The organism is Algoriphagus alkaliphilus, assembly GCF_900103735.1.
In the GTDB taxonomy this organism is placed as follows: domain Bacteria; phylum Bacteroidota; class Bacteroidia; order Cytophagales; family Cyclobacteriaceae; genus Algoriphagus; species Algoriphagus alkaliphilus.
The window spans coordinates 14,014-39,674 of the sequence record NZ_FMXE01000032.1 but is presented as its reverse complement, the minus strand read 5'-3'; the positions used below and the strand labels follow the sequence as shown (position 1 = coordinate 39,674).

The window sequence follows — 25,661 nt, the reverse complement described above, 5'->3', positions numbered from 1 at the left end:
TGTATATGCTCAAATCGCTCAGCATTTCCAATTACGCACTTATTGATCAGTTAGACATGCAGCCAAGTAAGGGGCTTAGTATGATTACCGGTGAAACGGGGGCTGGAAAATCAATCATGCTCGGGGCTGTCGGGCTTCTGCTTGGGAATCGTTCAGATACTAAAGTACTCCTTCATGACGACAAGAAATGTGTCGTTGAAGGGGCTTTTGATATTCGTGAGTATGGGCTGAATAAGTTTTTTGAGCAGGAAGAACTGGACTACGAAGAAACTTGCATTATCCGCAGGGAAATCAGTCCGGGAGGGAAATCCCGTTCTTTTGTCAATGACACCCCTGTTTTACTCGAATCACTTAAGATTCTCGGGTCAAAACTCATGGATGTCCACTCACAGCACGATACGCTTCAACTCGGAGAGGGGAGTTATCAACTGAGCTTGGTGGATGCTTTTGCTTCCACGAGTTCCGAACTGGATTCTTATCAATTGAAATTTAAGAGCTTTAAAAAGGCAAAAAGGCAATTCGAAGAGTTGAAGCAAAAGGCCTTTGAAATGCAGAAGGAGGCGGATTATAATCAATTCCAGCTGGATGAATTAAGCGCTCTGACATTGGTAGCGGGAGAACAAGCCGAACTGGAATCTGCTCAAGAAGTCCTCGAGAATGCAGAAGAAATCAAACTCAAAATAAATGAGATGCTGGCCCTTTTTCAGGAGGAGCAGATTGGAATTATTCAGGGTTTGGCTCAGATTCAGCATGGAATGCAAAGCCTGGAGCGCTTAGCGCATAAGTTTTCCGAAATCCGGGAGCGTTTCCAAAGTGTATTTATCGAAGTAAAAGATCTTACAGAAACCTTGATCGATGAAGAAAGCAAAGTGGAAATCGACTTTGCAAAATTGGATCAGATTCGGGAGCGACTCAGCAAAATCTACCAACTTCAGAAAAAACATGGGGTAAATTCGGTGGAGGAATTGATGCAGATCGAAAATGAACTCGCGGATAAAGTGTTTCAGTTTCAGAATCTGGACGAAAGTCTGGCAGAAGCGGAAAAAAGCTTAAAGGAAGCACAAGCATTGTTGGCTGATTCCGGAGCCCTGCTGACTAAAAAGCGGCAGTCTTGTTTTCCACTATTCGAAAAGCAACTCCAGGAATTACTTATCGGGCTGGGGATGGAAAACGCCCGAATCCAATTTGAACACAAACCTGTTTCGCCTTCTTTGTCTGGACTTGATGAAGTGGAAATTCTGTTTTCGGCAAACAAAGGAGGGGTTTTGCAGCCTTTGAAGAAAGTAGCTTCGGGAGGGGAGTTTTCCAGATTACTATTTGCAATCAAATATTTGATGGCCGATAAAATGGCTTTGCCAACTTTGATTTTTGATGAAATTGATACGGGAATATCCGGTGAAGTTGCCCTTCAGATGGTCAGGATGATGAAAGAAATCGCAACCCGACATCAGGTGATTTGCATCACACATCTGCCTCAGGTAGCAGCCAAAGGAGACTTGCATTATTTTGTTTACAAGGATAATTCATCAGAAAAAACGATCAGTAAAATCAAGCTGTTGGCCGCCGAAGAGCGAGTGACCGAGCTTGCTAAAATGATCGCAGGAGCCAATCCCTCTACCTCTGCATTGGAGAGTGCCAAGGAGCTATTGCTTAATTGACAAGTGTAATCCCAAATTTTCCCTATTTTTACATCGAATTTTTGAAATCAATCCAAAGCTATATGCCAGAAAATTTACTAAAAGGAAAAGTTGGAATCATCACAGGAGCCCTAGATGAAAATTCAATTGCCTGGAAAACTGCTCTAAAAGTAAAAGAACAAGGAGGTCGATTTGTCCTCACCAATGCTCCCATTGCCATGAGAATGGGCGCAATTAAAGAACTGGCAGAAGAATGCAATACGATCGTCATTCCGGCTGATGCTACTGTATTGGAAGATATTGAAAAGCTTTATGCCGAGGCCAAAGAGTATTTGGGTTCTGATTTTGATTTCCTTTTACATTCCATAGGAATGTCTCCAAATATTAGAAAAGGCAGAAGCTACGGCGATCTGAATTATGAGTGGGCGATGAAATCGTATGATGTTTCCTCGATCTCTTTTCACAAAATGATGCAGGTAGCTGAGAAGATGGATGTGATGAAGGAGTGGGGATCAATCGTAGGCCTATCTTATATCGCTGCGCAGCGCGTATTTCCATTCTACACCGATATGGCCGATGCAAAGGCTTTGCTCGAAAGTATTGCCCGAGGATATGGATATCGGTATGGTAAATTGAAAAAAGTAAGAGTCAATACAATTTCCCAATCTCCAACCAAAACCACTGCAGGTTCGGGCATCGGAGGATTTGATTCCTTTTACAACTTTGCAGAGTCCCTTTCACCACTAGGCAATGCCACAGCAGAAGCTTGTGCGGATTACATTGTCACGATGTTCTCTGACTTGACCAAAATGGTGACCATGCAAAATCTCTTTCATGACGGAGGCTATTCCTTCACAGGAATTTCCGAAGACATTATGGAAAAGTTTAAAGATTTATAAAACCACTAATCTCTATCCAAAAGCCCGATTGAATTTCAGTCGGGCTTTTTTTAGTGTATATCCGCTTTTGACAGGTTAAATTCAATAAAAGAAAGCACGTTTAACCGATGAATTCATAGTTTCTTCGGTCTCCCGAATCCGGTCTTTACTCCGGAGACTGAGGGAAAATCAGTATACTGCCGGAAATGGCCTAATCACTATTGGTTTTAATCCAGCTGTCCGAATCACATTTTTTCCTGATTCATTTTATACTAACTTATTGTCCTAATATTAGCCATTCAATCTATGTTTAAGAGAATTTTATTCATAGCCTTAACAGGCTTTGCTTGTGCTTTTCAAGCTTTTGCCCAAATCATGCCCGCCCCAACCAGATCGGAAGGTGAGGGACCCTATTCTAAATTGATCATTAGGGGCGTGATTTTGGTGGACGGAACAGGTGCGCCTCCAGTTGGCCCGGTGGACATCGTTGTTGAGAAAAACCGGATCACTCAAATCCAATCTGTAGGCTATCCGGGTCTTTCAATTAATGAAAACAGACGACCAAAAGCCGATGAAAACACCAAAGTGCTGGACATGGAAGGACATTACCTCCTGCCCGGATTTGTGGATATGCATGGACATATTGGAGGCTCCGGTCAAGGAACGCCGGCTGAATATGTTTTCAAATTATGGATGGCACATGGCATTACGACCGTTCGTGATCCATCTGCCGGTAACGGTCTGGATTGGGTGCTGGATCAGAAAAAGAAATCCGCAACCAATGAAATCACCGCACCCAGGCTTTTGGCCTACACTTCATTTGGACAAAAAAGCGAGTTTCAGATTACTACTGCCGAGCAGGCAAAAGCTTGGGTAAATCAAAATAAAGCAAAAGGTGCCGACGGTATCAAATTCTTTGGAGCAAATCCCGAGGTGATGCAAGCGGCAATTTCTGAAAACAAAAAAATAGGCCTTCGCTCTGCTATGCACCATCAGCAATTGGACGTAGCAAGATGGAATGTCCTGAATTCTGCCCGTGCCGGTCTGACCTCAATGGAGCATTGGTATGGTTTGCCTGAAGCACTTTTTCAGGATCGAACCATACAGGATTTCAGATTGGATTATAATTATCAAAATGAGCAACACAGATTTGGGGAGGCTGGAAAGCTATGGAAGCAGGCAGCTCCGCCATATTCTGAACATTGGAATAAGGTCATGAATGAATTGCTGGAACTTGACTTTACACTTGACCCGACTTTCAATATCTATGAAGCTAATCGGGATTTGATGCGGGCTCGTACCCAAGAATGGCATGCGGTCTACACTTTGCCCTCTCTTTGGAGATTTTATGCGCCCAGCAGACAATCTCATGGTTCCTATTGGTTTGACTGGACTACCGAGGAAGAAGTTCAGTGGAAAGAAAATTACCGCCTTTGGATGACATTTGTAAATGAGTACAAAAACCGAGGAGGCCGTGTGACGGCAGGTTCTGACTCTGGGTTTATTTATCAGTTATATGGATTTGCCTACATACGCGAACTCGAACTCCTGAGGGAAGCGGGATTTCACCCATTGGAAGTAATTCGTTCGGCAACTATGTATGGGGCAGAAGCCTTGGGGATGGACAAAGAAATAGGTACAGTTGAAGTAGGTAAATTGGCAGATTTCGTAATAGTCGAAGAAAATCCTCTTCAAAACCTAAAAGTACTTTATGGAACTGGTACTATTCGGATCAATGAAAATAATGAACCTGTAAGGGTCGGAGGTGTGAAATACACAGTCAAAGACGGGATAGTTTACGATGCCAAGCAGCTGCTCGAAGATGTCCGAAAGATCGTTGATGCTCATAAAGCCAGAGAAAACGCACGGATAACCCAGCCAGGATTGGATTGGGAATAAGCTGCCATTGATAGCTAAACTGATTGATTATTTTCCATTTACAGACCACTTACCCTTAATCCTAATTTTTATGCCGCTAATCGAAGTCAATGGAGTGAACCTTTTCTATCAAGAAAAAGGAACCGGTAAAGAGACAATAATCTTTTCTCATGGTTTGCTTTGGAGCCATAAAATGTTTCAAGCACAGATTGATTTCTTTAGCCAGAATTATCGGGTGATTGCATATGACCATCGGGGGCAAGGTCAAAGTGAGGTGAAGGGTCCATTTGATATGGAAACTGTAGCAGAGGATGCAGCGGCATTGATTCAAAAGTTTTGCAAAGAACCCATCCATTTTGCAGGCCTATCCATGGGAGGTTTTGTAGGAATGAGGCTTGCCTCGAGATATCCCGAATTATTAAAAAGTCTGATTCTTCTTGAGACTTCAGCCAATGCCGAACCGGTTGAAAATTTACCCAAGTACAAAACATTAAATGGAGTGGTAAAATGGCTGGGAGTGATTCCGCCAGTTGCAAAAAAAGTGATGCACATTATGTTTGCGGAAAGTTGGCTTACAAATCCATCAAACAAATTGGCGATTAAGCATTGGAAAAATGAACTTTCGTCAAATAAAAAAAGTATCACAGGGCCAGTGGAGGGAGTGATCTATCGCAAGGGAGTGGAAGACGAATTGTCAAAAATTACCTGCCCAACTCTGATTATCGTGGGCGATGAGGATGTGGCTACTAAGCCTGAAAAGGCGAAATATATTCAAATGGGGATAGCAGGTGCAAAACTTCATGTGCTCACCGGTGCCGGACACAGCAGCTGCATCGAAAAGCCGGATGAGGTCAACCGGCTGATTTTAGATTGGCTGACTAAGAGTAATTAAGAATAAAAGGTATATGATGACCTTTTTCTTTTTTAAGACCAATGAAAACGAGCTGGAATTTTTTTTTGTTTTTTTTTCCGAAAATCAAACTTTTTCTTACATTTGAATGTATATACATTAAATCCAAATGTAATTAATATGGGAAAAATCGAAGATGCCATTCAGCAAAAGGAGTTCAAGGATCCTTACAACAAGTTGGTGGTGAACTTGCTTTACACCCACAGTTACTTGGTGACTTCTCAAAACGCCTTATTCAAGCCGCATGAACTTTCACCGGAGCAGTACAATGTACTCAGAATTCTAAGAGGGCAAAACAGGGAACCGACGACAGTTTCTTCCATTCAGGATCGGATGCTTAACAAAATGTCCAATGCTTCAAGACTTGTGGACAAACTAAAAATGAAAGGATTGGTCAAGCGGGAGGAGTGCCCAAGTGATCGGCGTCAGGTTGATGTTTTAATTACTGAAAAAGGGCTTGAGCTTTTGAACGAATTGGAGGTTAAGGTAGAACAAGGCAACAGAACCTTTGTAAATCTCACAAAGGAAGAAACCAATCAGTTAAATGACCTTTTGGATAAATTAAGGGGGTAAAAAAATTTCGAAAAATAAATGTCTATACAATCGATGTTAATACAATTCTAACAAATACTAATTTAAACAAACAAAATTATGAGTACTACAAAATGGATTATTGACCCTACACACTCTGAAGTTTCTTTCAAAGTAAAGCATTTGGTGATTTCAACAGTGACTGGTTATTTCAAAAGTTTTGAAGGAACTGCCGTCTCAGCCTCTGAAGATTTTGAAGATGCAACAGTTGGCTTTTCTGCAGCTATAGACAGCATTGATACCAATCAGGCTGACCGTGATGGTCACTTGAAGTCTGCGGACTTCTTTGATGCCGCCAATCACCCAAATTTGACTTTCGAAGGAAAAATCTCAAATAATGGTGGAGAATATAAGTTAGTCGGAGAACTTTCTATCAGAGGGAATAAGAAGGAAGTCTCTTTGGACGTTGATTTTGGAGGAATTACTGCAGATCCTTACGGGCAAACTAAAGCCGGTTTTGAAATCGAAGGTAAAATTAGCCGTAAAGAATTCGGATTGGTATGGTCAGCAGTGACTGAGGCTGGTAGCGTGGTAGTAAGTGATCAGGTTAGATTGATCCTCAACGTGCAGTTGGTAAAGCAGGAAGTAACAGAGTCGGTAGCGGCTACTGCTTAAAAACAAAAAGGCTGCCTAAGGGCAGCTTTTTTGTTAAATTAAATGTAGAGCTTATTCAATCGGCACATCTTAGAATGATCATTATGCACCTGCCTATGGCAGACCGGCCTGTTGGATAATTTAGGGACAGGAGAATTATCAGGACCTTTGAAAAAAACAATAATCACATGACACCATTAATCACCGGCATTCACCACATCACGGCCATCGCCGGAAGTCCGCAAAAAAATATTGATTTCTATTCAGGCATCCTTGGATTGAGGCTGGTGAAAAAGACAATCAATTTTGATGCTCCGGATGTTTATCATTTCTACTTCGGAGATGAATTGGGTCGCCCGGGGACGGTTTTCACTACGTTCCCATTCAGCGGAGCAAGAAAAGGCACTAAAGGAACGGGCGAATTGACCTACACGGCCTTTTCTATTGGAAAAGATTCACTGGACTATTGGATTGAGCGGTTGAAAAAGTTTGGAATCATAGTTTCTGATGTCCAGAGCCGATTTGGAGAAAAACTCATTCGATTCGAAGATCATGACAGTATGGGGATCGAATTGGTTGCAAACGACCAAGACGACCGGCCCGGATGGACGTATGGTCACATTCCTTCACAGCATTCCATCAAAGGGTTCTATGGCGCAACATTAAATCTTCGGGCTAAGGAATTGACTGCCAAATTGCTGACCGAACACATGGATTACAGATACATCGGTCAAGAGGGCGATCGATTCCGCTATGGTACTGAAGGGAAGCCAGGCGATATTGTGGATCTATTGATTGATAAAATCGGAAACCGTGGAGTTCAAAGTGCAGGGACAGTTCACCACATCGCGTTCCGCACAGCAAATACACTTACCCAGCTTCAGATTCAGGAAATTCTGATGAAAAACGGTTACCAGGTGACTGAAGTCAAAGACCGGAATTATTTCAAATCGATCTACTTCCGCGAGCCGGGAGGCGTATTGTTTGAAATCGCAACTGATGAACCGGGTTTTGCGATTGATGAAGATGAAGCACATTTGGGTGAACTGATAAAGTTGCCAAGTTGGGCTGAATCCAGCCGTGAAAAGATCGAAAAGAACCTGACACCTGTGAAGCTTGACATTGAATCCTATGCCTGATATCAAAAGAGTAGGGCTTCCCCTACATGGAGCTAAAAGAGCAATCATCCTGATTCATGGCCGTGGAGCTACCGCTGAAAGTATGCTTTCGCTCGTTCCTCACCTTAATCTGACCGATTATGCAATTTTGGCTCCTCAGGCCAACGGAAATTCTTGGTATCCGTTTGGGTTTATGGCTACTGATGAAGGCAACAAAGTTGCATTGGATAACTCGCTTGGTATTTTGAAAGAAACATGGAGCGAGGTTGAAGCAGCTGGAATTCTTGCCGAGAACACAGTTTTTCTGGGGTTTTCTCAGGGAGCCTGTCTCAGTCTTGAATTTTCGGCTCGCAATGCTCAAAAGTTTGGTGGTGTAGTAGCCTTTACTGGCGGATTAATCGGAGAGAAATTGAAGACTGAAAATTATTCGGGGGATTTTCAAGGAACTCCCATTTTCATCGGTAGCAGTGATCGAGACTTTCACGTTCCTGCTAAAAGAATAAAAGAATCAGCTGATCTGCTTCGCAAAATGGGAGCAGATGTAACTATAGAATTATCTGATGACCCGGGTCATACCATCAGGGAAGATGAGATAAACTGGGTAAACCAAAACATTTTTACCAATAGATGACTCTTGAAAGCGCCTTCTATCTGGCATGAAAGATTTTCTTGTAAGGTCTATTTAGTTTAAAAAGTCCCCGGCACGTTGTCGGGGTATTTTTTTGTCTTTTCTATTCGGATTTAATTGGACTTTGATTCCGATTTAAGTGATTTTTGATCGTTTTTTTGCTTAAAAATTATTTCATAACTCATTGAATATAAATAAAATGAATTCCATATTTGGAATTTACTCAATGTATTGAGTAAATTTAATCAATACATTGAGTAAAAAGAAATGACCTTTCAAAGAGCGGAAAAAATCCAAATCCAGCACCGTCTTCAAAACGAACCCCGCAGGTTTATCCAAGTGATCTATGGCCCGCGACAGGTTGGAAAAACTACGCTCGTGCGTCAGGTAATCCGGGACATGAACAGTCCGCATTCTCTTGTGGCTGCAGATTCCGTTCCTGCAAGTGATCAGGTCTGGATCGCTCAGCAGTGGGAAAATGCGCGGGTTCGGCAGCAACTTTCACCCGAGACTCCCTACCTCTTGGTCATTGATGAAGTCCAAAAGATTGATAATTGGAGCGAGCAGGTCAAAGCGGAATGGGACAGGGACACCCTAGAGGAGCGGGATATCCGAGTGATATTGCTTGGTTCCTCCCGGTTGATGTTGCAGCAGGGGTTAACCGAGTCATTGGCAGGAAGATTCGAGGCGATGTATATGGGGCATTGGTCATACGCTGAAATGAAGGAAGCATTCGGTCTGACTCCTGCCGAATACATCTGGTTTGGAGGTTATCCTGGAGCTATTACCTTGAAGGAGGACGAAGACCGCTGGAAAAGCTATGTCCGGGATTCGCTCTTGGAGACCAGTATTTCTCGCGATATTCTGATGCTGACTCGTGTGGATAAGCCTGCACTGATGAAGCGGTTTTTTGAGATTGGTTCAGTGTATTCCGGACAAGTACTCAGCTTCACCAAAGTCATGGGGCAGTTGGCAGATGCAGGCAATACCACTACTTTGTCTAATTACCTTGAGCGCCTCAATGAGGCAGGTCTCCTTGGCGGACTGGAGAAATACAGTCCCAATCTGGTCCGAAAGCGATCCTCCAGTCCCAAATTCATGGCGCATAATACTGCCATCATGTCTGGGATTTCAAATGAAACCTTTGAGACACTTCAGGCGGATCACCGAGCTTGGGGTCGCTGGGTGGAGTCCGCAGTCGGGGCGCATTTGATCAATCAGGCCTTCAAAGACAAGAGAATCTCTATTTACTACTGGCGGGAAGGAAATGACGAGGTGGATTTTGTAGTCGAATACAATAAACGCATCATCGCATTGGAAGTGAAGACTTCCAAAGTCGGCGGACTTGCCGGGTTGAATGGGTTCGCTAAAATCTATCGTCCCGAAAAGGCATTGGTCATTGGCACTGATGGTATTCCATGGGAAGAGTTTCTTCAGATGAATGTGTTGGATTTATTTACTTAAAAGACAGTCTTTTGGCTGTCTTTTTTGCTTAAAAATTATTTTATAACTCATTGAATTACAGTAGGTAAAACCATATTTTGTAATTTTACTCAATGTACTGAGTAAAATTACTCAATGACTTTTTTTTCGCCACTAAGTCCCGAAGGCTCGAAGAAATTGAAGTCCCTGCTAGCACAAGCCTTTCGACCTCCCTAGCCGCTTTACAGGCTTGTACTTGGGATAATGCAGTCTTCAGACTGCTTTCAATTGATGATGATTTATTCAACAGCAGCATCAGTCTACTTTGGGCAGGTCTGAACCATGAACCAATTTAATTAAAATGTTCCCGCAGATTTTCGCAGAAAAAGACACAGATTTTCACGGATTATTAAACACAGAATCATGGATTAATAATTTAACAATAGCCTCCTTTCTGGGTGCTAAATCTGAAGACTGCATGGGTCCAGGTCCGAAGAACCGATTTATTGACAAAAAGCTTTAGCTTTTCTCTGTGCTCTCAAACAAGCTCAAAAGTGAAATTGGGATTAAAGTTCAAATCAAGCCAAAGATCTACCAAAAACAATCTCTCTCCTTTCTCTGTGGTAAAAAATTCAAATTAAAAGCAGTCTGAAGACTGCATTAAAATAGGTCCAAGTCTAAAGACTTGAACAATTCCGAATTTTTGGAAATTTTTATTTGCGCCTTACTGCCTTTGTGGCAATCTTTTCTTAAAACGAATAACTCACCTGTGAGCCTCGCTCCGGATCCAGCTCAATCTGCGCATAGACGCCGACTTCCTGCTGCAATTCTTCCACGTGGCTGATGATTCCGACGATCCGATTTTCGTGGCGAAGGGACTTGAGCGTCTCAAAAACTACCCGGAGCGCATTTCGGTCCAAGGCACCAAAGCCTTCATCCAGGAAGAAGAAGCTTTGATCGGCTTGATTGAGTGCTTTCACTTTTTCTGCCAATGCCAAGGCCAGGCACAGGGATGCCTGAAAAGTCTGACCCCCGGAAAGCGTCTTCAGCAAACGTCTTTTGCCGCCGTTCAGATAGTCAATCACCCAAAACGTATTGTCATCGTCGATCTCCAGGCTGAGGCTGTTTTTGCTCAGTTTCATAAATCGCACATTAGCCGTGTTGCAGAGTTCTTTGAGATAGATGGAGCTGACGTATTTGACAAATCCGCTTCCACGAAACATATTATCCAGCTCTTTGAGGTTGCTTTCCCGGTTTTGGAGTTTGGAATAAATCTGCTCCAACCTCGCCTTTTCTTCCAGATTTTTGAGGGATTCTTTGATTTCCTGCCCAAGGAGTAGCTGCTGTTTTTGGAGATTTTCTGCTTCGGATTGGAGGAGCTGCAGCTTTGCTGAAAGTTGGAGGAAGGATTCCTCTTGGAATAGGCTGACTTCGGGATTTTTTGTCAAATCCTGAATTCTACTTTCGGCGATAGCCAAATCCTGATCAAACTTGGTGATCTCCCTCAGGACTTTTTCGGCATCCAAAGAATGCTCAAACAGCTGAATCAAAACTTGTTCGTCAGGAAATCCAAACGCTACTTTCAGCTGTTCAAAGCGTTCTGCAAATTGACTTAGCTTCTCGGCAGTTTCTTTTTTTAGCTTGGTGAAAGTCTCCAGATCAGCAAGGTTTTTGACTTGCTCGCCACGCTTCTCCTGAAGGTGTTTTTGCTTTCCTTCCAAGAGTTGAATCGCTTCCTCGATATCCTTTTCGACTTTTTGAAGGGTCTGCCGGATCAGGTCAGCTTCCTTGGTGAAAAAGCCCTCGCAAAATGCCGGATCCTTGATTTCTTCCTGCTTGGAGCTGATTCCGGACTGAATGGATTGCATTTTCAGCCGGGATTGGTTCAGCTCATTTTCGGCCTTTTCCAGAGCTTCTTGTTCCGTATCCAGCTTTTTTCGGGTAGTTCGGATGTCAAGTTGGAGCTTTTCGAGGCTTTTTGCCGAATCTGAGATTTGCTGGATCTTAGCGGAAAGTGATTCCTGATTTTCAATTCCTTGGTTTGACAAGGTTGACGTCAAGTTGGCTATTTGCTGACTGAGTTGCGCTAATTCAGCTTGCTTGGCTTCCTTGTTTTTACGAAAGTTATCCAGGTGAATGGCCAATTCATTTTGCTTTTGAATTGCATTTTGGATCTGCTGAATTTGGCTTTTTTCCAATGCGAGCTCCTGAGTTTTTTCACCGAGTTCTTTTGCTTCTTCTGCAGCTTGCAGCGGATCGGGATGCTCCAAAGCGCCACAAAGCGGACAAGCCTGCCCATCGTGGAGGAGATGAATGTGGGCCACCAAACCCTGCTTTTGGATCAGTGAATCGCGCTCGGATTCTAGCTTGGTAAGTCTTTCCTTTCCTGTTTGAAGCCAGGATTCCAGACTACTTTGCGTGGAGGGGAGGGCTTGAAGAATTTGGGCTAGTTCGCTTTCGAAAGCTCGGGATTCATTCTCGATTTGCTTTATCTCGGCGTTATACTTTGCTGCTTGGTTTTCCCAGTTTTTCCAATCCCGCTCCGCAGATTTCAAATCTGCCAATAGCGAACTGTCGGTTGGTGCTATCTTTTCATTTTGGCCCTCCAACTGCTGGATTTGCAGTCTAAGCGCTTTTTGAGCTGTTTTTTTGGTGTCAATCTGAGGTTGGAGGGTTTCGAGTTGAGACTTCGCCGCTTGCAGATTTTGGTTTAAAAGCTGGATCTCCAGGACTTTTTTGAGGTCACGAACTTTGGCTTCCCGCTGTGGACGTTCCTGGTTTTTTTTCTTGAGTTCAATTTCCTCATGTTCTAGCTGAGCCACTTCTTTTTCAAAACGGTCCTTGAATCGAATGCAATCCTCGACGCTGACCGAGTATTTTTCCAACTCGACTTTGGCATCGTTCCGCTTTTCCCAAGTGGGTTTGAGGTGGGTTTTTGCCGTGATGAATGCTCCATGAAGCTGTCGCCTGGATTCGATCTCTGGCTTTTTTCCGAGTAGTTCAGTTCGAAGCGTCTGATAATTGAGGAGTTCCTGGTGCTGAGTTCTTAGGATTTCTTTTGCCCGAAATTCCTGATCCGCTTGTTTTACAAAACTTTCCGCATGGGTAAGGGACGCTGTCAGCTTGGCAAACTGCCCTTCTTTTTCGACTAGCTTATCTTGGGTGAAAAGCTCAAGCGCATTCAGCTGCGTTTCCAGTCGGATTTTTTCTTCCCGAACTACTTTAAGCAGTGAGCCGGTTTTGCCTGAAAGATCAAAACGCTCCAGTCCAAAAAGCTCCTTCATCATCTCTGCCCGTGGCCCAGGCGTGAGATCGATGAATTCACGGAATTTTCCCTGAGGAATGATCACGGTCTGCTTGAAGTGGTTCTTTTGCATCCCGACAATCTCCTCACCACGCTGACTGAGGGCTTCCCATGTGTCACCGACACGTTCATAAAATGTGTGTTCGGCAGGTTTTACATCTTCAAAAATTTTGGGGTTTCGCTTGCTCGCATAGCGGGCCAAATAGGTCTTGACATTGTTTTTTCCGGCACGGAATTCAAAATTTATCAGCAATTGATCGCTTTGGAGATTGAGCATGGAGTTCTTTTCTCCCCGGTCCGAAAGCCGCTCGGTACTGCCGTAGAGGGCCAAAAGTATGGCTTCCAAGATGGAGGATTTGCCGCTGCCTACAGCACCGAAAATCCCAAAAAGTCCTGCGCCGGTCAGTTGATCAAACTCGACGGTTTGTTTTTCACGGTAGGAATATAAGCCCTGAATTTCAAGTCGTACTGGGATCATAACTGGTCGTTTTGGCTGATGACTTCTTTGAAAAGGTCCAATAATTCTGCATGGGGTTCCTGCCCTTTTTCACTATGATAGAAAAGGGTAAACAGAGTGGTCATGTCCTTGCCCAAATCCTCGACCTGTAGACTATAATTTGCTTGTCCAAGTGGATTTTTGATTTGGGGAATCAGATTGACAATGCCGTCATGGGCTTTCATCAGCGATTTCCGTGTAGCCGCATCGATCGAGTGCTCGGTCTCGTAGGTCAACTCGACAAAGCAATAGGGGTTTTCTTCCAGCCATTGGAGTGCAGGGGCAAGCGCATCAAACTTGACGCGAAAGAGTGGCCGTCCCTGTTTGAGCCCAATTGGGCGATAGGTTGCGGGTTTTCCGGGTTCCAATTCAATAAGAATAACATTTTTTGTCTGATCTGCTTCGCTGAAAGAGTAGGCTAGCGGCGAACTCGAATAGACCACCGGAATCGAATCATGGCCTACGGCATGGTAGCGATGGAGGTGGCCCAAAGCTGCGTACTGGATTTGATCGGGGAGGTTTTGGGTGAAAAGTGCCTGTGTTCCACCTACATGGAGAATCGGGCGCTCAGATTCGGGTTCGGCTTCCGGTATTTCGCCTTCTTTCATAAAGAAAAAATGGCCCACAAAAAGATTGACACCGGCCTGATCGCAGTATTTATAGGCAAGTTGGTTCCATTTACTTGACAGGATAGTCCGAAATTCCCCCTCCCGATCGCCTTCGCCCAAGTAGGTTTTGAGCGAGACTTCATTGGCATAAGGTGCCAAAATCAGCCTTATTGGAAAATTATGCCCGGGCAATTTCAGTTCGATAAAACCCGATTCGGAGCGGGTGATTTCCATTCCTGAATCCAGCCTACCGACAGGAATTACGTTTTCATATTTCCCATAGAAAAATATCCCCAATTCCCTCGCCAGAGGATCCGGTGCCTCGACAAACTGCGTACTGTCGTGATTGCCGGAGATGGCCACGATGGCTCGGGTCCCGTTTTTGGAGAGTCGCTTTAGGGTTTTGTAGAGCAACTCGACGGCTTCGTGTGTGGGATTGAAAGTATCGAAAATATCGCCTGCGAGGAGGATCAAATCCACGTTTTCTTCATCAGCAATCCGGCAGATTTCATCGAGCACGAGCTTTTGTTCTTCGAGACGGGAATATTCCTGAAGGCGCTTGCCGAGGTGCCAATCGGCGGTGTGGAGGATTTTCATTGGTTTTTTGTCAACGGTCCACAGTCAACGGTCCACAGATGCGGCGATCATTTTGAGGCTAGAGAAAATAGGAACAACTCAAAAATTGCATCAAGGAATTTTGACTAAAGATTATGCACTAAGATAAGTGGCAAGTCCGCATCCTGCAAGAGAACTGAGAAGCTTGACAGGAATTGGCACTTTTATTGAAAAATCGGGCGGAAATGGTAGATTCGGCGGTGAAAATTCGATTGGTTTTGGTTTTTCTTTTTGGGTTTTGGGCTGCTGTGGCGGAAGCGCAGGTCGATTCCCTATTCATCCAAGAGGGGACAGCCAGTTTTTATGGGAAAAAGTTTCATGGCAAGAAGACGGCTAGCGGGGAAGTTTTTTCGCTAGACAGCCTGACCGCTGCACACAAGCGTCTACCGCTGGGAACTATTGTCCGCGTGATCAACCAAAAGAATGATTTGGCTGTGGTGGTACGGATCAATGACCGATTGCCCAGCTACTCCAAGCGGCAGATTGATATTTCGAGAGCAGCGGCTACTCGGATCGACATGATCCAGGATGGCTTGGCAAAAGTTCGAATCGAGGCAGTGGATCTGGACCAGCTTGATAAGCTCGTGGAATATTATGCCGAGAAAGAGCATCTTGGATTGCGGATAAGGCCTTATTATCAGGGAATTGTGTTACCAAAGCGAACGTTGGATTTGAATTTAGCTGAGTTTCAAACTGAAGAATTTAAAAATTATCCGCCTGATTTTCAGTTGGTTAAAAACCAATTTTAAATTTTTTATGAACTACACTTGCTTTATTGGATGGGGGGGGGGTAGTTTGGCTAACGAAAGATCAAGGTCGGCACCGAAGTCTGGATTTTTCGCAAAACCAAAGGTTGGTCTTGAAAATATTTCGTAATCAAAAACTCAAAACATGAAAAAGTTAAAAATAAGTTTGGCTACAATTTTTTGTTTAGCCTTGAGTATAAGTCCGATGTTTGTGAATGCCCAAAATTGCGGTACCCTTGCAAGCGGATACAATATAAGAATTAATGGTACGAATGTTTGTGTTCTTAATAATGCATCACGAGAATGTTTTGCTATAATTAACCCATGTCCAGAACAATAATTCAATACCTTAATCTATAAGTATTCGAACACACATCTTTGTTATTTGAAGATGTGTGTTCTTTTTTTTATAAATATGAAAAAAATATATGTCTTGGGTTTTTTACTTTCTTTCCTTTTATCTTCATGTGACCAAAATGGAAAAAATAAAAAGGAAAGTAGCGGATATTTAAAATATAATGGATCTATTACAGAATTGACACCTATTCTATTCAAAGAAACAAAAGATTCAATCACTTTTAACTTGCCTTTAATCCTCCCAATCCACATTTTTTCTAGCGATTCCACAATTATGATTTATGATCTTGCAGATCAACATTTAAAACAGTTTTATTTAAATGGTAATAAAGGGTCTTTTAATCCCATGCAAGAAGGACCAAGTAGGATTTCTGGTGCGAATTTTAGAGGAGTTGGATACATCGAAAATGGTTATGATAATTTATTGATCGCAACAAATACTACAATTAAAGAATTTAATTTTTCAAAGGGAACATTTAAAGAGGAAGTCCTTGATAGTTATACTGATTGTGTTTCATTTAATTCTTCGTTTTATGAAGTTTTTTCAAAGATTAACGATGATGAAACTATATTTATTTCTCAAAATGGTAATCCTTGTTATTCCCTAATTGATTTGGGCGATTCAGTTACTCCAGAAAATTTTTGGGATAAAACTTTCGTGAGGATTAAAACAAATAAAAGGGCAGATTCAGTTCAAACTCTTCGGCTTCCAGAGCTTAAAAATAAAAATACTTTATACGAAAGATTTAGGTTATATCTCACTTATAATAAGGAGTCTGATCGTTATTATGGAATGCTTAATCCACTGAATTATTTATTTGAATATCGAATAAACTTAAATTCTTTGGAGCTTGAATTAACAAATTATTGGGATTTGACTTTGCCGCAAACTGATTTACCAATTAATTACTTCATTGAAAAGGTTATAAATACGGAAATGATGAATAAAGCCTTAGACTATAATTTTGAATTAAATTTTATTGATTCCTTTGGGGATTATATATTTATATCTTATCATCCATCTAAGGATATTAAATTTGATAATCCTGACGATGCTCCTTATTCTTCTCATTATTTTTTAGCTGTTTTAAATTTAAAGGATAAACTTGTAAGAACTTATTCTCTTAACTATGATGAAATCCAATATTTCGGAACATCAAATGGTAACGTCTGGTTTTATGATGTTGTTAGTTCGGAGCTTTCTGGCCAAACCAAATTTAGATTATTTAGAATTGATGAGTTACTTTCTCTTGGGATATGATATCTTAAAGTACATATATGTAAATGGTAAATTCCCAAAAAATTTACCTGTGAGCTATTGTTTGAAAAAAATCTTATATCTTAGTTCCTCTACTTTGAAATCATAAACCAATGACTGTTTTTTCTACTGCTCGATTAGGGGTTTTTGCCCTTCTGCTCTTTTCCTGTTCCAAGGCTGAAAAAGGTTCCCAGGAAATTCCCTCCGAGTCCTTCCGAAATGAAGTGGCAGCCACAGAAGTCAGAACTGCGACTGCCCAGCGGAAAAGCTTTGACTACCTGATCAATGCCATCGGGAAACTCGAAGCTCAAAGCGAGGTGAAAGCACTTGTCGAGCGAGAAGGATACTTGGAAAAGGTACAGATTGTTGAAGGGCAATATGTCGAAAAAGGACAGATCATCGCCACATTGGACCGACGGGAGGCTGAATTTGCCCTCGAAAAGGCCAAAATAGCCGTAGTCAAAGCACAATCCGAATTGGAAGTCCTGAAGGCTCAATTTCACCTGGCTTTGGAATCCAAGGATAGTATGGTTTCCAAAACAGTTCAAAACCGTATCCTGGTCAACAGTGGCCTTTCCCTTGCCGAAGTAGAGTTGAAAGAAGCCCAACTGAATCTCTCCCGCTGTGAAGTTCGTGCTCCTGTCTCCGGCAAAATTGCCAATATCAAATTCAGAGAAGGAAGTCTGGTAAGTAAGAATGCCGAGTTTGCCGAAATCCTTTCTACAGATCGGCTTTTGCTGCGGGTGAATGTACTCGAATCCGATATTCCCCTGATTTCTTCTAATCAGCGTGCAGAAGTCTATCCCATCTCTGATTCTCAAAATGCCATCGAAGGCCGCGTCACCGCCATCAATCCCAAAGTGGATGAAAACGGTTTGGTTCAAGTCTCGATCACGCTTACCTCTGTCAAGAATCTTCTTCCGGGCATGAATGCCCGTGCAATCATCCGTTCTCCACAAAACAACAGTTTGGTAGTACCGAAAAATGCCGTGGTTTACCGATCCGGGCGCGCTGTAGTCTTCACCGTCGAAAACGGCAAAGAATCCAAATGGAACTATGTGGAAGTGGGCAAAGACAATGGACAAGAGATCGAAATCCTGGACGGAATCCCCGAAAACAGTACGGTAATCACCACCAATAATCTTCAGCTGGCTCATCAGGCACCTGTTCAAATCGTAAAAGAATAAGCCATGATCCGATTTTTGCTTGAGCGGCCGATCGCGGTGACGATGTCTTTTTTGGCTTTGATGGTGTTTTCGGTGATTGTGTTTCGGCTGTTGCCGATCTCGCTTTTGCCTCCCATCGATGTGCCGCAGATCGTGGTGAAGGTCACCTATCCCAATGCCTCTCCCGAATCCATCGAGCAAAACGTCCTGCAGCGAATCCGTGAAGGACTGATCACGCTTAATGGCCTGGAGGAAATGGAAAGCAAGGCGGGTTCGGAGATCGGAACTGTCCGCCTGACCTTTGACTATGGGACTAAAATGGAACTGGCCTACATCGATGTCAATGAAAAGATCGACCGCCTGACCAATTCCCTTCCCCGGGACCTTCCCCGGCCTGAAGTCATCCGGATCAATACCTCCGATATTCCCGTCGCCCGTGTTCAGGTCATTCCCAAAGTAGATGTGGATCAGGTGGAGGTCAGCCTTTTGGCAGAGAATGTCCTCAAAAAGCGCATCGAACAGCTGCCGGGAGTTTCCTTGGTCGATATCAACGGGAAGCGGGAGCGGATTATCTCCGTCCAGCCCAATGACGGTGCCTTGGCGGCATTGGGTATGACCCAAAAGGAATTGATCGAGGCTATCAAATCTGGAAATGCGGAGCTGCCGGGAATCAGTGTCAAAGACGGACAGTTTCGCTATTATCTTCGATTGGCCACCCGAGTGGACACGCCTCAGGACATTGAATCCTTGCCTGTGCGATCTCCTAGCGGGGCGATTGTCCCTTTGGGAAGAGTGGCCAATGCCCGCTACGAAACGCAGGAAATGCTCGGCTATCATCTTTTCGGACTGAATGAAGGTCTGGTGATCACCGTTCACAAACAGGCTTCGGCCAAGATGAATGAGTTGATCCCCGAGCTGAAAAAGTCGCTGGAGTTGTTTCGTGTGGACTATCCTCAGGTGGATTTTGAAATCACACAGGATCAAAGTAGCCTGCTCAATGCTGCCATTTCCAACCTGCAGACGAGCTTGCTTTTCGGGGGTATTTTCGCATTTGGAGTGCTTTTCCTTTTCATCAAAGACTATCGGATTCCGCTGATCATGGGAATCAGCTTGCCGACTTCGTTGCTGATTAGTTTCCTGGTTTTCTACTTTTTCAATATCTCTATCAATATCATTTCACTTTCTGGACTGGCACTGGGGATCGGAATGCTGATCGACAATGCAATCATTGTCTTGGATAACATCACCCGAAAGCGGGAAGCGGGGATTCCTCTGTTTGAGGCTTGCGTGCAGGGTTCCAATGAAGTGATGGGTGCGCTGATCAGTTCGGTGCTTACGACTTTAGCGGTATTTGTTCCGCTGGTGTTCCTGAGTGGGATCTCAGGAGCTTTGTTTTACGATCAGGCAGTAGCTGTTGCGGCGATTCTTTCGGTATCCCTTTTGGTGGCCTTTGTGTTGCTTCCGTTGCTTTATTGGTTGATTTTCCGGGTAGGAAAACGGGATTCGCTCAAGGGCGAGCCCAAGGCTTTTCTTCGGGTTTTGGGTGTCTATGAACGGGGTTTTAACTGGATTTTTGCCCGGAAGAAATTGGCTTTGATCGGTTTCTTCATTTTGATTCCTCTAGGTTTAAGCATCAGTCTTTTACTTAAAACTGAAGGCCTGCCTGAAATCGAAAAGCCGGATGCGACACTTGAAATCGACTGGAATGAACCCATTTCTGCGAGTCAAAACCGGGATCGATTGCTCGTACTGATTCGGGGAGTGAAGGACTATTCCCAGGCCGAAGCGGATGTGGGCGTACGGCAGTTTTTACTTTTTGACGGGGACAATTCTATTCAGCGCTCCTCCCTTTATTTGCTTTTCCCTTCGGAAAAAGAAAAAGAGGTCCAGTTGGGGTTCCTCAGAAAGCGGCTGCAAACCGATTATCCCCTAGCCACTTTTATCCTGGGAGATGCGCCCAATGCATTTGATCAGCTATTCAGCTCCAATATGCCCTATTATGAGGTGCGCTGGAAAGACCTGAAAGCCAAAAAACCAATCGAAGCCGAAAAGATGAAGCCTTGGCTGGAGAATTTCCCTGCCGAAAGCTGGGAACCCGGACCCGGACTTCAGGAGGAATCCTCCGTGGTTTTTAGCCTGCTGGCAGATAAACTCGCCTTATATCAGATCCCGGTCAATAGTGTGCAGGATCAGTTGTCCCGTTTGTTTGGTGTTTTTACGATTACCGATATCCGACGATTTGGGGAAATCACACCAATTCGTCTCCGCGAAAATCAGGATCGATTTGAAGATTTGCTGCGGAACACGCGAGTTTATGCCTCGGACAGCACCTCCTATCTGTTGCGTGAATTTGTGGATTACCGATATGCCGATCAATACAAATATGTGACGGCAGACCGTGGGGGGATTTTCCAAAGTGTGTCAGTGACCTCTGAAAATCCGAATGACCGGTTCAAAGATTACATCGAATGGGGAGTTGACAAAAATCTCGCCGTAGAAACCAAAGGGCAATACTTCCGGGACAGGGAAAACATCAGCCAATTGATCGGGATTTTGGGGATTTCGGTTTTGCTGCTGTACTTCATTTTGGCGGCCCAGTTTGAGAGTTTTGTACAGCCTCTGATCGTGGTTTTTACCTTGCCTTTGGGAATTGGAGGAGCCTTTTTGGTGCTGTTGCTTTGCGGCGCGACGCTGAATGTGATGTCTGCGATCGGATTAGTCGTCATGCTGGGAATCATGGTCAATGATGCCATCCTCAAGATCGATACGATCAATAGGCTTAAGGTAGAGTTTGCGGAGCAATCTGGACTTTCTGGAAAAGCTCTCTTGGATATAGCCATTCATGAAGCAGGTAAAATTCGCCTCAAGCCGATTCTGATGACTTCAATTACGACGATTTTGGCCTTGATTCCGATTATTTTCAGTGTAGGTTTGGGAGCTGACCTGCAGCGCCCACTGGTTTTTGCGGTGATTGGAGGCTTGACGATTGGGACAGTTACTGCACTGTATTTTGTTCCGTTGATGTATTGGTTTTTTGATTCGGTGGTAGGGAAAAAGGAAAAGCTATGACAGCATTTCGGGTTCTGATCGCATTTGTGGTTTTGGGGATTTTGGGCTTTGCCGTAGTCCCTTTACTTTCTGTGGATCTGAATCCGAGGGAGCGGGAACCCGTCCTGTCGATCAGGTATGGGATTCCGAGGTCCTCGCCTGAAATCATCGAAAAACTCGCCACCTCTCCGCTGGAAGGTGCTTTTTCCCAGCTTTCCGAGCTCAAAAAAATCACTTCGGTGTCCAACTACGACCAAGGTTCGATCACACTTCGGTTTGATAAAAAATCGGATATGGAGTTGAAGAAGTTTGAGGTATTGGCACTGATCCGGCAGGTGTACCCTCAGCTTGACGAACGGCTGAGCTACCCGGTAGTCACTCAATCTGCGCAGGCACGGAATGATTTCAAAACCCCGATCCTGACCTACAGTATCAACGGTCCTTTCGCTTCCTTTGAAATAAAAAAGATCGCGGAGGATGTCCTGAAGACAGCCTTGACACGGTTTGCGGAAGTGGAGGAAGTGCAGATTCGTGGAGCAAATGACTTGCAGGTTTTTGTGACTTTTGATGCCCAAAAGATGCAGTCCTTCGGCATTTCGCGAAATCTGCTTAACAGTCAAATCACTCAGGCCTTTGGTCAAAAGTATCCCGGAACAGTGTATAACAACAAAGATGAAACACTCTTTGTCACGCTGGACAGCAAACTGAACAATCTGGAACAGCTCGAAAATCTCAACATCCGTCAGGTTGGCGGAATGGAAGTCCGGCTTAGGGATATCGCCAAAGTGACGATGGAAGAAGGCGAGGCGACAAACTATTACCGGATCAACGGGAATAATTCGGTGACTTTGACGGTGATCAATCGGGATGGCGTTAATAAGGTTCTGCTGGCAAAAACACTCAAAGCGGCCATAGAATCGGCCAAGGCGAATCTGCCTCAGGGTTTCGAGGTGCGTCTGGAAAATGATGACACGGAATTTCTCGAAAAGGAACTGAACAAAATTTATAAGCGATCCGGCTTGTCCATCTTGATCCTGATCACGTTTATTTTTCTGATCAATCGCAATTGGAAATACCTGAGCATTCTGTTTTTGGGAATTGTAGTCAATCTGAGTTTGACGGCAATGGTCCTGTATTTTTTGAAAGTGGATATCCACATGATCACCATTGCGGGATTGACGATCAGCTTTGGGTTGATCGTCGATAATGCCATCATTATGATGGATCACCTGCACAAGTATCGAAACCGAAAGGTCTTTGTCGCATTGCTTGCTGCTTCGTTGACAACTGTAGTCGCTTTGATGATGGTGTTGCTCTTGCCTGAGGAAGACCGGAAAAGTCTGACTGAATTTTCGGTGGTAGTCTCGGTGATGTTGGGAGTGAGTTTACTTGTTGCACTCTTTTTTACTCCGGCGTTTTATGAGGTTTTATTTAAAGAATCGGTTCAAAAAGGCAGAAAACTCACTCTTCCCAAACTAAGAAGCCGGGTCAACTGGCTTCGGAGATATGAGAAGGGGATAGCTTTTACCGCCAAGTACAAAAAGACCTTTTTGATCGCAGTTTTGCTCCTCTTCGGGACACCGATTTTCTTTCTTCCTGCCAAATGGGAAGGACAGGAATGGTACAACAAGACGGTGGGCAATACTTTTTATCAGGAAGAAATCCGCCCCTATGTCGACAAAGCGCTTGGCGGTTCGCTTCGGATGTTTGTGCGGGGAGTATATGAGAAAAGTGCCTATCGCGAAGCGGAAAAGACGCGTTTGTATGTTTCGGCCAGGCTTCCGTTTGGCAATACCCTGGATCAGATGGACTTCATCATGCGTGAGTTTGAGGCCTATCTGAAGGGTGTGGAGGGAGTGGATCAGTTTGTGACCAATGTGATTTCCGGTCAATATGGCCAAATCACCATCACTTTCAAGGAAGCTTACGAAAAAGGGGCTTTACCCTATCAGCTCAAGGGAAAGCTGTCGGTGAAATCAACCGACTGGAGCGGTGCGCAATGGAATATTTATGGAGTAGGTCAGGGCTTCTATACAGGAGGAGGCGGTGAGGGAATTCCGAGTTTCCGGGTGGAAATGAAAGGCTACAATTTTGACGAACTCGAGCGGCAGTCGGAAGTATTGGCTGAGAAGCTACTGCAGCATAAGCGGATTCAGACAGTCAATACCAATGAGCGCCTCAGTTACAATGAACAAAAGACACGGGAATATGTCCTGCGTCTGAATCAAAATCAGATTGCTTTGGGCGGGACGAATCAGTTTGAGGTGCTAAATACGCTGCAGGATCTGTCCAAACCTCAAGGCCCATCAACTTATCTGGAACTGGCCGATCAAAACTACGGGCTGATGCTTCGGGAGCGGCAATCGGAGAATTTCAGCAAGTTTGACCTGGAGCAAAAAGGCCTGATCAGCGGGGAAGACCGGATCCTCAAAATTTCGGATTACGGAACTCTGAATCTGGAAAATACCACGAACGCCCTTCACAAAGAAGACCGTCAATACATCCGGTCTGTCAGCTTTGAATACATGGGATCGGCTAAGTTTGGCAACGAATACCTGGACGAAGTACTGGATGAAATGAAAGTCCTCATGCCGATCGGCTATGAGGCCAAGAAGCAGACCTGGAGCTGGAATTCAGAAAAAGCCAAGCGAGAGTACGGCCTATTGGGACTTTTGGTCGTGGGTATTTTCTTTATCTGCACGATTCTGTTTGAGAATTTCAAGCAACCGTTTTACATCATCTTCCTGATTCCGATCAGCTTTATTGGCTTGTTTTTGATCTTCTCGCTCTTCGATTTTTACTTTGATCAGGGAGGTTATGCGGCTTTTGTGATGCTGGGCGGATTGGCGGTGAATGCAGGGATTTTTATCCTGAATGATTTTAACAATCGAAAAACCGGAGTTTATAATCGAAACATTTTGAAATCAGTAGCAGGAAAGGCTATTCCGATTCTGTTGACAGTGCTTTCCACCTGTTTTGGCTTGGTGCCTTTTCTGATTGAGGGGCAAAATGAGATCTTTTGGTTTTCCCTTGCGATCGGTACGATTGGAGGCTTGGTATTCAGCATGGTCGGTGTTTTTTGGATACTTCCGGTGTTGATGTGGAGGAAGGAGAGGAAAGTCTGACCTTTTTCTGTAAAATTTTGAAAAGGTTCCTGCAGATTATCGCAGAAAAAGACACAGATTTTCACAGATTTTATTAAATCGATGTGTAGTGTCTTGGTTTTTTTGCAGTCGCAAACCCTAACTAATCTATCTATGAACAGTCAGAATTCCCGCCGTGATTTTTTGAAAAAAACCGCTTTGGCCACTGCCGGAGCAAGTTTGCTTCCTTTGTCGTCTTTTGCGCAAGCGAAACGAAAAAACAAACTTCCGGCATGGAAGGGCTTCAATCTACTGGATTTTTTCTCCCACAACCCGGATCAGGGCAGACCGACCAAGCCGGATTATCTCACCTGGATAGCAGACTGGGGGTTTGATTTTGTGCGTGTCCCTATTTCCTATCCGAGCTATTTGGACATCGATCGCACCCGACCAATCAGACCTGATGAAGTGCTGAACTTTGATGAAAGCAGGTTGGAAAAAGTGGATCAGTTGGTAGAGAAAAGTATCAAACAAGGCTTGCATGTGAGTCTGAACCTTCATCGCGCGCCGGGATTCTGTATCAATGCAGGTTTTGAAGAGCCCTATAATCTATGGAAAGATCAGGAGGCCTTGGATGCGTTTTGCGCGCATTGGGAAATGTGGGCAAAGCGATACAAGGGGATCTCATCGAAGAAACTCAGCTTTGACTTGGTAAATGAACCTTTTCAGCGGGAAAATCCCAATGACCAGCACAGTCCAGGCGGACCGGTAGATGTGGCGGATTACCACCGTGTGGCGAAAGCTGCCTTAGAGCGGATCAAGTCTGTAAAAAAATCCCGTTTAGTCATCGCCGATGGCAATGGTGGTGGTGGAATTGCTGTACCGGAACTGGCGGATTTAGACTTGTCTCAAAGCTGCCGGGGCTATCATCCTTTCCCGATTTCACATTACAAAGCTGGTTGGGTGTACAAAGATCCTTCGACCGTCCCACCTGTAGATTGGCCTTTGCCGCAAGGAGAAAAAACACTCGATATCGATAACATCCGCCAATACTATGCGCCGTGGAAAGCGCTAATCGATCAGGGAGTGGGTGTGCACTGCGGCGAATGTGGCTGCTATAATCAGACACCACACAAAGTATTTTTGGCGTGGTTTGGAGATGTACTTCAAGTGTTGAAAGAGATGGAAGTAGGATTTGGGATCTGGGAGTTTTCGGGGGCATTTGGGGTGATGAATTCCGGGCGAAAAGATGTGGAGTATGAGGATTGGTATGGGGAAAAGTTGGATCGGAAATTTTTGGAGCTACTGAGGAGGCAGATTTGAA

General features: G+C 44.2%; 17 protein-coding genes. 15 read left to right on the top strand and 2 right to left on the bottom strand.

Annotated features, from left to right (window positions below; translation table 11 throughout):
• Nucleotides 1-5 precede the first annotated feature (5 nt).
• The 9 genes from recN (at nucleotide 6) to BLQ81_RS17765 (ending at nucleotide 9,698) form a co-directional block, all read left to right on the top strand.
• Entirely contained in the window at nucleotides 6-1,658 is a 1,653-nt protein-coding gene (gene recN / locus BLQ81_RS17805; RefSeq protein ID WP_092733020.1) for a DNA repair protein RecN, read from the top strand.
• A 62-nt stretch (nucleotides 1,659-1,720) separates the two neighbouring features.
• Entirely contained in the window at nucleotides 1,721-2,536 is an 816-nt protein-coding gene (locus BLQ81_RS17800; protein WP_092733076.1) for an enoyl-ACP reductase FabI, read from the top strand.
• A gap of 285 nt (nucleotides 2,537-2,821) precedes the next feature.
• Entirely contained in the window at nucleotides 2,822-4,414 is a 1,593-nt protein-coding gene (locus BLQ81_RS17795) for an amidohydrolase family protein (RefSeq protein ID WP_092733017.1), read from the top strand.
• A 70-nt stretch (nucleotides 4,415-4,484) separates the two neighbouring features.
• Entirely contained in the window at nucleotides 4,485-5,285 is an 801-nt protein-coding gene (locus BLQ81_RS17790; RefSeq protein WP_092733014.1) for an alpha/beta fold hydrolase, read from the top strand.
• 138 nt (nucleotides 5,286-5,423) lie between these two features.
• Entirely contained in the window at nucleotides 5,424-5,876 is a 453-nt protein-coding gene (locus BLQ81_RS17785; protein WP_092733011.1) for a MarR family winged helix-turn-helix transcriptional regulator, read from the top strand.
• A gap of 78 nt (nucleotides 5,877-5,954) precedes the next feature.
• Nucleotides 5,955-6,509: a YceI family protein gene (locus BLQ81_RS17780; protein WP_092733008.1), complete on the top strand. Its 555-nt coding sequence runs from the start codon at nucleotides 5,955-5,957 to the stop codon at nucleotides 6,507-6,509.
• Nucleotides 6,510-6,676: 167 nt separating this feature from the next.
• Nucleotides 6,677-7,627 (top strand): ring-cleaving dioxygenase, encoded by a 951-nt coding sequence (locus BLQ81_RS17775; RefSeq protein ID WP_092733005.1) that lies wholly within the window; start codon nucleotides 6,677-6,679, stop codon nucleotides 7,625-7,627.
• On the top strand, nucleotides 7,620-8,237 hold the full coding sequence (locus BLQ81_RS17770) for an alpha/beta hydrolase (protein ID WP_092733002.1): 618 nt from the start codon (nucleotides 7,620-7,622) through the stop codon (nucleotides 8,235-8,237). The genes BLQ81_RS17775 and BLQ81_RS17770 overlap by 8 nt, the downstream gene beginning before the upstream one ends.
• A gap of 264 nt (nucleotides 8,238-8,501) precedes the next feature.
• Nucleotides 8,502-9,698 carry an ATP-binding protein gene (locus tag BLQ81_RS17765; RefSeq protein WP_092732999.1) on the top strand — a complete coding sequence of 399 codons (1,197 nt, stop codon included), beginning with the start codon at nucleotides 8,502-8,504 and terminating at the stop codon, nucleotides 9,696-9,698.
• A gap of 707 nt (nucleotides 9,699-10,405) precedes the next feature.
• Here BLQ81_RS17765 and BLQ81_RS17760 read toward each other — a convergent pair.
• Nucleotides 10,406-13,438: an SbcC/MukB-like Walker B domain-containing protein gene (locus BLQ81_RS17760; protein WP_092732996.1), complete on the bottom strand. Its 3,033-nt coding sequence runs from the start codon at nucleotides 13,436-13,438 to the stop codon at nucleotides 10,406-10,408.
• The gene (locus tag BLQ81_RS17755; protein ID WP_092732993.1) at nucleotides 13,435-14,661 is read right to left on the bottom strand and encodes a metallophosphoesterase family protein; all 1,227 of its coding nucleotides are present in this window, start codon (nucleotides 14,659-14,661) and stop codon (nucleotides 13,435-13,437) included. The genes BLQ81_RS17760 and BLQ81_RS17755 overlap by 4 nt, the downstream gene beginning before the upstream one ends.
• Nucleotides 14,662-14,864: 203 nt before the next feature.
• Between BLQ81_RS17755 and BLQ81_RS17750 the strand changes: the two genes are divergently transcribed.
• The 6 genes from BLQ81_RS17750 to BLQ81_RS17725 all read left to right on the top strand — a co-directional run bounded on the left by BLQ81_RS17750 (nucleotide 14,865) and on the right by BLQ81_RS17725 (nucleotide 25,660).
• The gene (locus BLQ81_RS17750; protein WP_092732990.1) at nucleotides 14,865-15,428 is read left to right on the top strand and encodes a septal ring lytic transglycosylase RlpA family protein; all 564 of its coding nucleotides are present in this window, start codon (nucleotides 14,865-14,867) and stop codon (nucleotides 15,426-15,428) included.
• A 412-nt stretch (nucleotides 15,429-15,840) separates the two neighbouring features.
• Complete coding sequence (locus tag BLQ81_RS17745) at nucleotides 15,841-17,043, top strand: hypothetical protein (RefSeq protein ID WP_092732987.1); 1,203 nt, start codon at nucleotides 15,841-15,843, stop codon at nucleotides 17,041-17,043.
• A 110-nt stretch (nucleotides 17,044-17,153) separates the two neighbouring features.
• Nucleotides 17,154-18,227 (top strand): efflux RND transporter periplasmic adaptor subunit, encoded by a 1,074-nt coding sequence (locus BLQ81_RS17740; protein ID WP_092732983.1) that lies wholly within the window; start codon nucleotides 17,154-17,156, stop codon nucleotides 18,225-18,227.
• A gap of 3 nt (nucleotides 18,228-18,230) precedes the next feature.
• On the top strand, nucleotides 18,231-21,275 hold the full coding sequence (locus tag BLQ81_RS17735; protein ID WP_092732980.1) for an efflux RND transporter permease subunit: 3,045 nt from the start codon (nucleotides 18,231-18,233) through the stop codon (nucleotides 21,273-21,275).
• Nucleotides 21,272-24,379 carry an efflux RND transporter permease subunit gene (locus tag BLQ81_RS17730; RefSeq protein WP_092732978.1) on the top strand — a complete coding sequence of 1,036 codons (3,108 nt, stop codon included), beginning with the start codon at nucleotides 21,272-21,274 and terminating at the stop codon, nucleotides 24,377-24,379. The genes BLQ81_RS17735 and BLQ81_RS17730 overlap by 4 nt, the downstream gene beginning before the upstream one ends.
• A gap of 132 nt (nucleotides 24,380-24,511) precedes the next feature.
• Nucleotides 24,512-25,660 (top strand): glycoside hydrolase family 5 protein, encoded by a 1,149-nt coding sequence (locus tag BLQ81_RS17725; RefSeq protein ID WP_092732975.1) that lies wholly within the window; start codon nucleotides 24,512-24,514, stop codon nucleotides 25,658-25,660.
• Nucleotide 25,661 lies beyond the last annotated feature (1 nt).

Bases quoted from the DNA above. Each gene is read 5' to 3' on its own strand.
- recN (WP_092733020.1), top strand. From the start codon at position 6: ATGCTCAAATCGCTCAGCATTTCCAATTACGCACTTATTGATCAGTTA.
- BLQ81_RS17800 (WP_092733076.1), top strand. From the start codon at position 1,721: ATGCCAGAAAATTTACTAAAAGGAAAAGTTGGAATCATCACAGGAGCC.
- BLQ81_RS17795 (WP_092733017.1), top strand. From the start codon at position 2,822: ATGTTTAAGAGAATTTTATTCATAGCCTTAACAGGCTTTGCTTGTGCT.
- BLQ81_RS17790 (WP_092733014.1), top strand. From the start codon at position 4,485: ATGCCGCTAATCGAAGTCAATGGAGTGAACCTTTTCTATCAAGAAAAA.
- BLQ81_RS17785 (WP_092733011.1), top strand. From the start codon at position 5,424: ATGGGAAAAATCGAAGATGCCATTCAGCAAAAGGAGTTCAAGGATCCT.
- BLQ81_RS17780 (WP_092733008.1), top strand. From the start codon at position 5,955: ATGAGTACTACAAAATGGATTATTGACCCTACACACTCTGAAGTTTCT.
- BLQ81_RS17775 (WP_092733005.1), top strand. From the start codon at position 6,677: ATGACACCATTAATCACCGGCATTCACCACATCACGGCCATCGCCGGA.
- BLQ81_RS17770 (WP_092733002.1), top strand. From the start codon at position 7,620: ATGCCTGATATCAAAAGAGTAGGGCTTCCCCTACATGGAGCTAAAAGA.
- BLQ81_RS17765 (WP_092732999.1), top strand. From the start codon at position 8,502: ATGACCTTTCAAAGAGCGGAAAAAATCCAAATCCAGCACCGTCTTCAA.
- BLQ81_RS17760 (WP_092732996.1), bottom strand. From the start codon at position 13,438: ATGATCCCAGTACGACTTGAAATTCAGGGCTTATATTCCTACCGTGAA.
- BLQ81_RS17755 (WP_092732993.1), bottom strand. From the start codon at position 14,661: ATGAAAATCCTCCACACCGCCGATTGGCACCTCGGCAAGCGCCTTCAG.
- BLQ81_RS17750 (WP_092732990.1), top strand. From the start codon at position 14,865: ATGGTAGATTCGGCGGTGAAAATTCGATTGGTTTTGGTTTTTCTTTTT.
- BLQ81_RS17745 (WP_092732987.1), top strand. From the start codon at position 15,841: ATGAAAAAAATATATGTCTTGGGTTTTTTACTTTCTTTCCTTTTATCT.
- BLQ81_RS17740 (WP_092732983.1), top strand. From the start codon at position 17,154: ATGACTGTTTTTTCTACTGCTCGATTAGGGGTTTTTGCCCTTCTGCTC.
- BLQ81_RS17735 (WP_092732980.1), top strand. From the start codon at position 18,231: ATGATCCGATTTTTGCTTGAGCGGCCGATCGCGGTGACGATGTCTTTT.
- BLQ81_RS17730 (WP_092732978.1), top strand. From the start codon at position 21,272: ATGACAGCATTTCGGGTTCTGATCGCATTTGTGGTTTTGGGGATTTTG.
- BLQ81_RS17725 (WP_092732975.1), top strand. From the start codon at position 24,512: ATGAACAGTCAGAATTCCCGCCGTGATTTTTTGAAAAAAACCGCTTTG.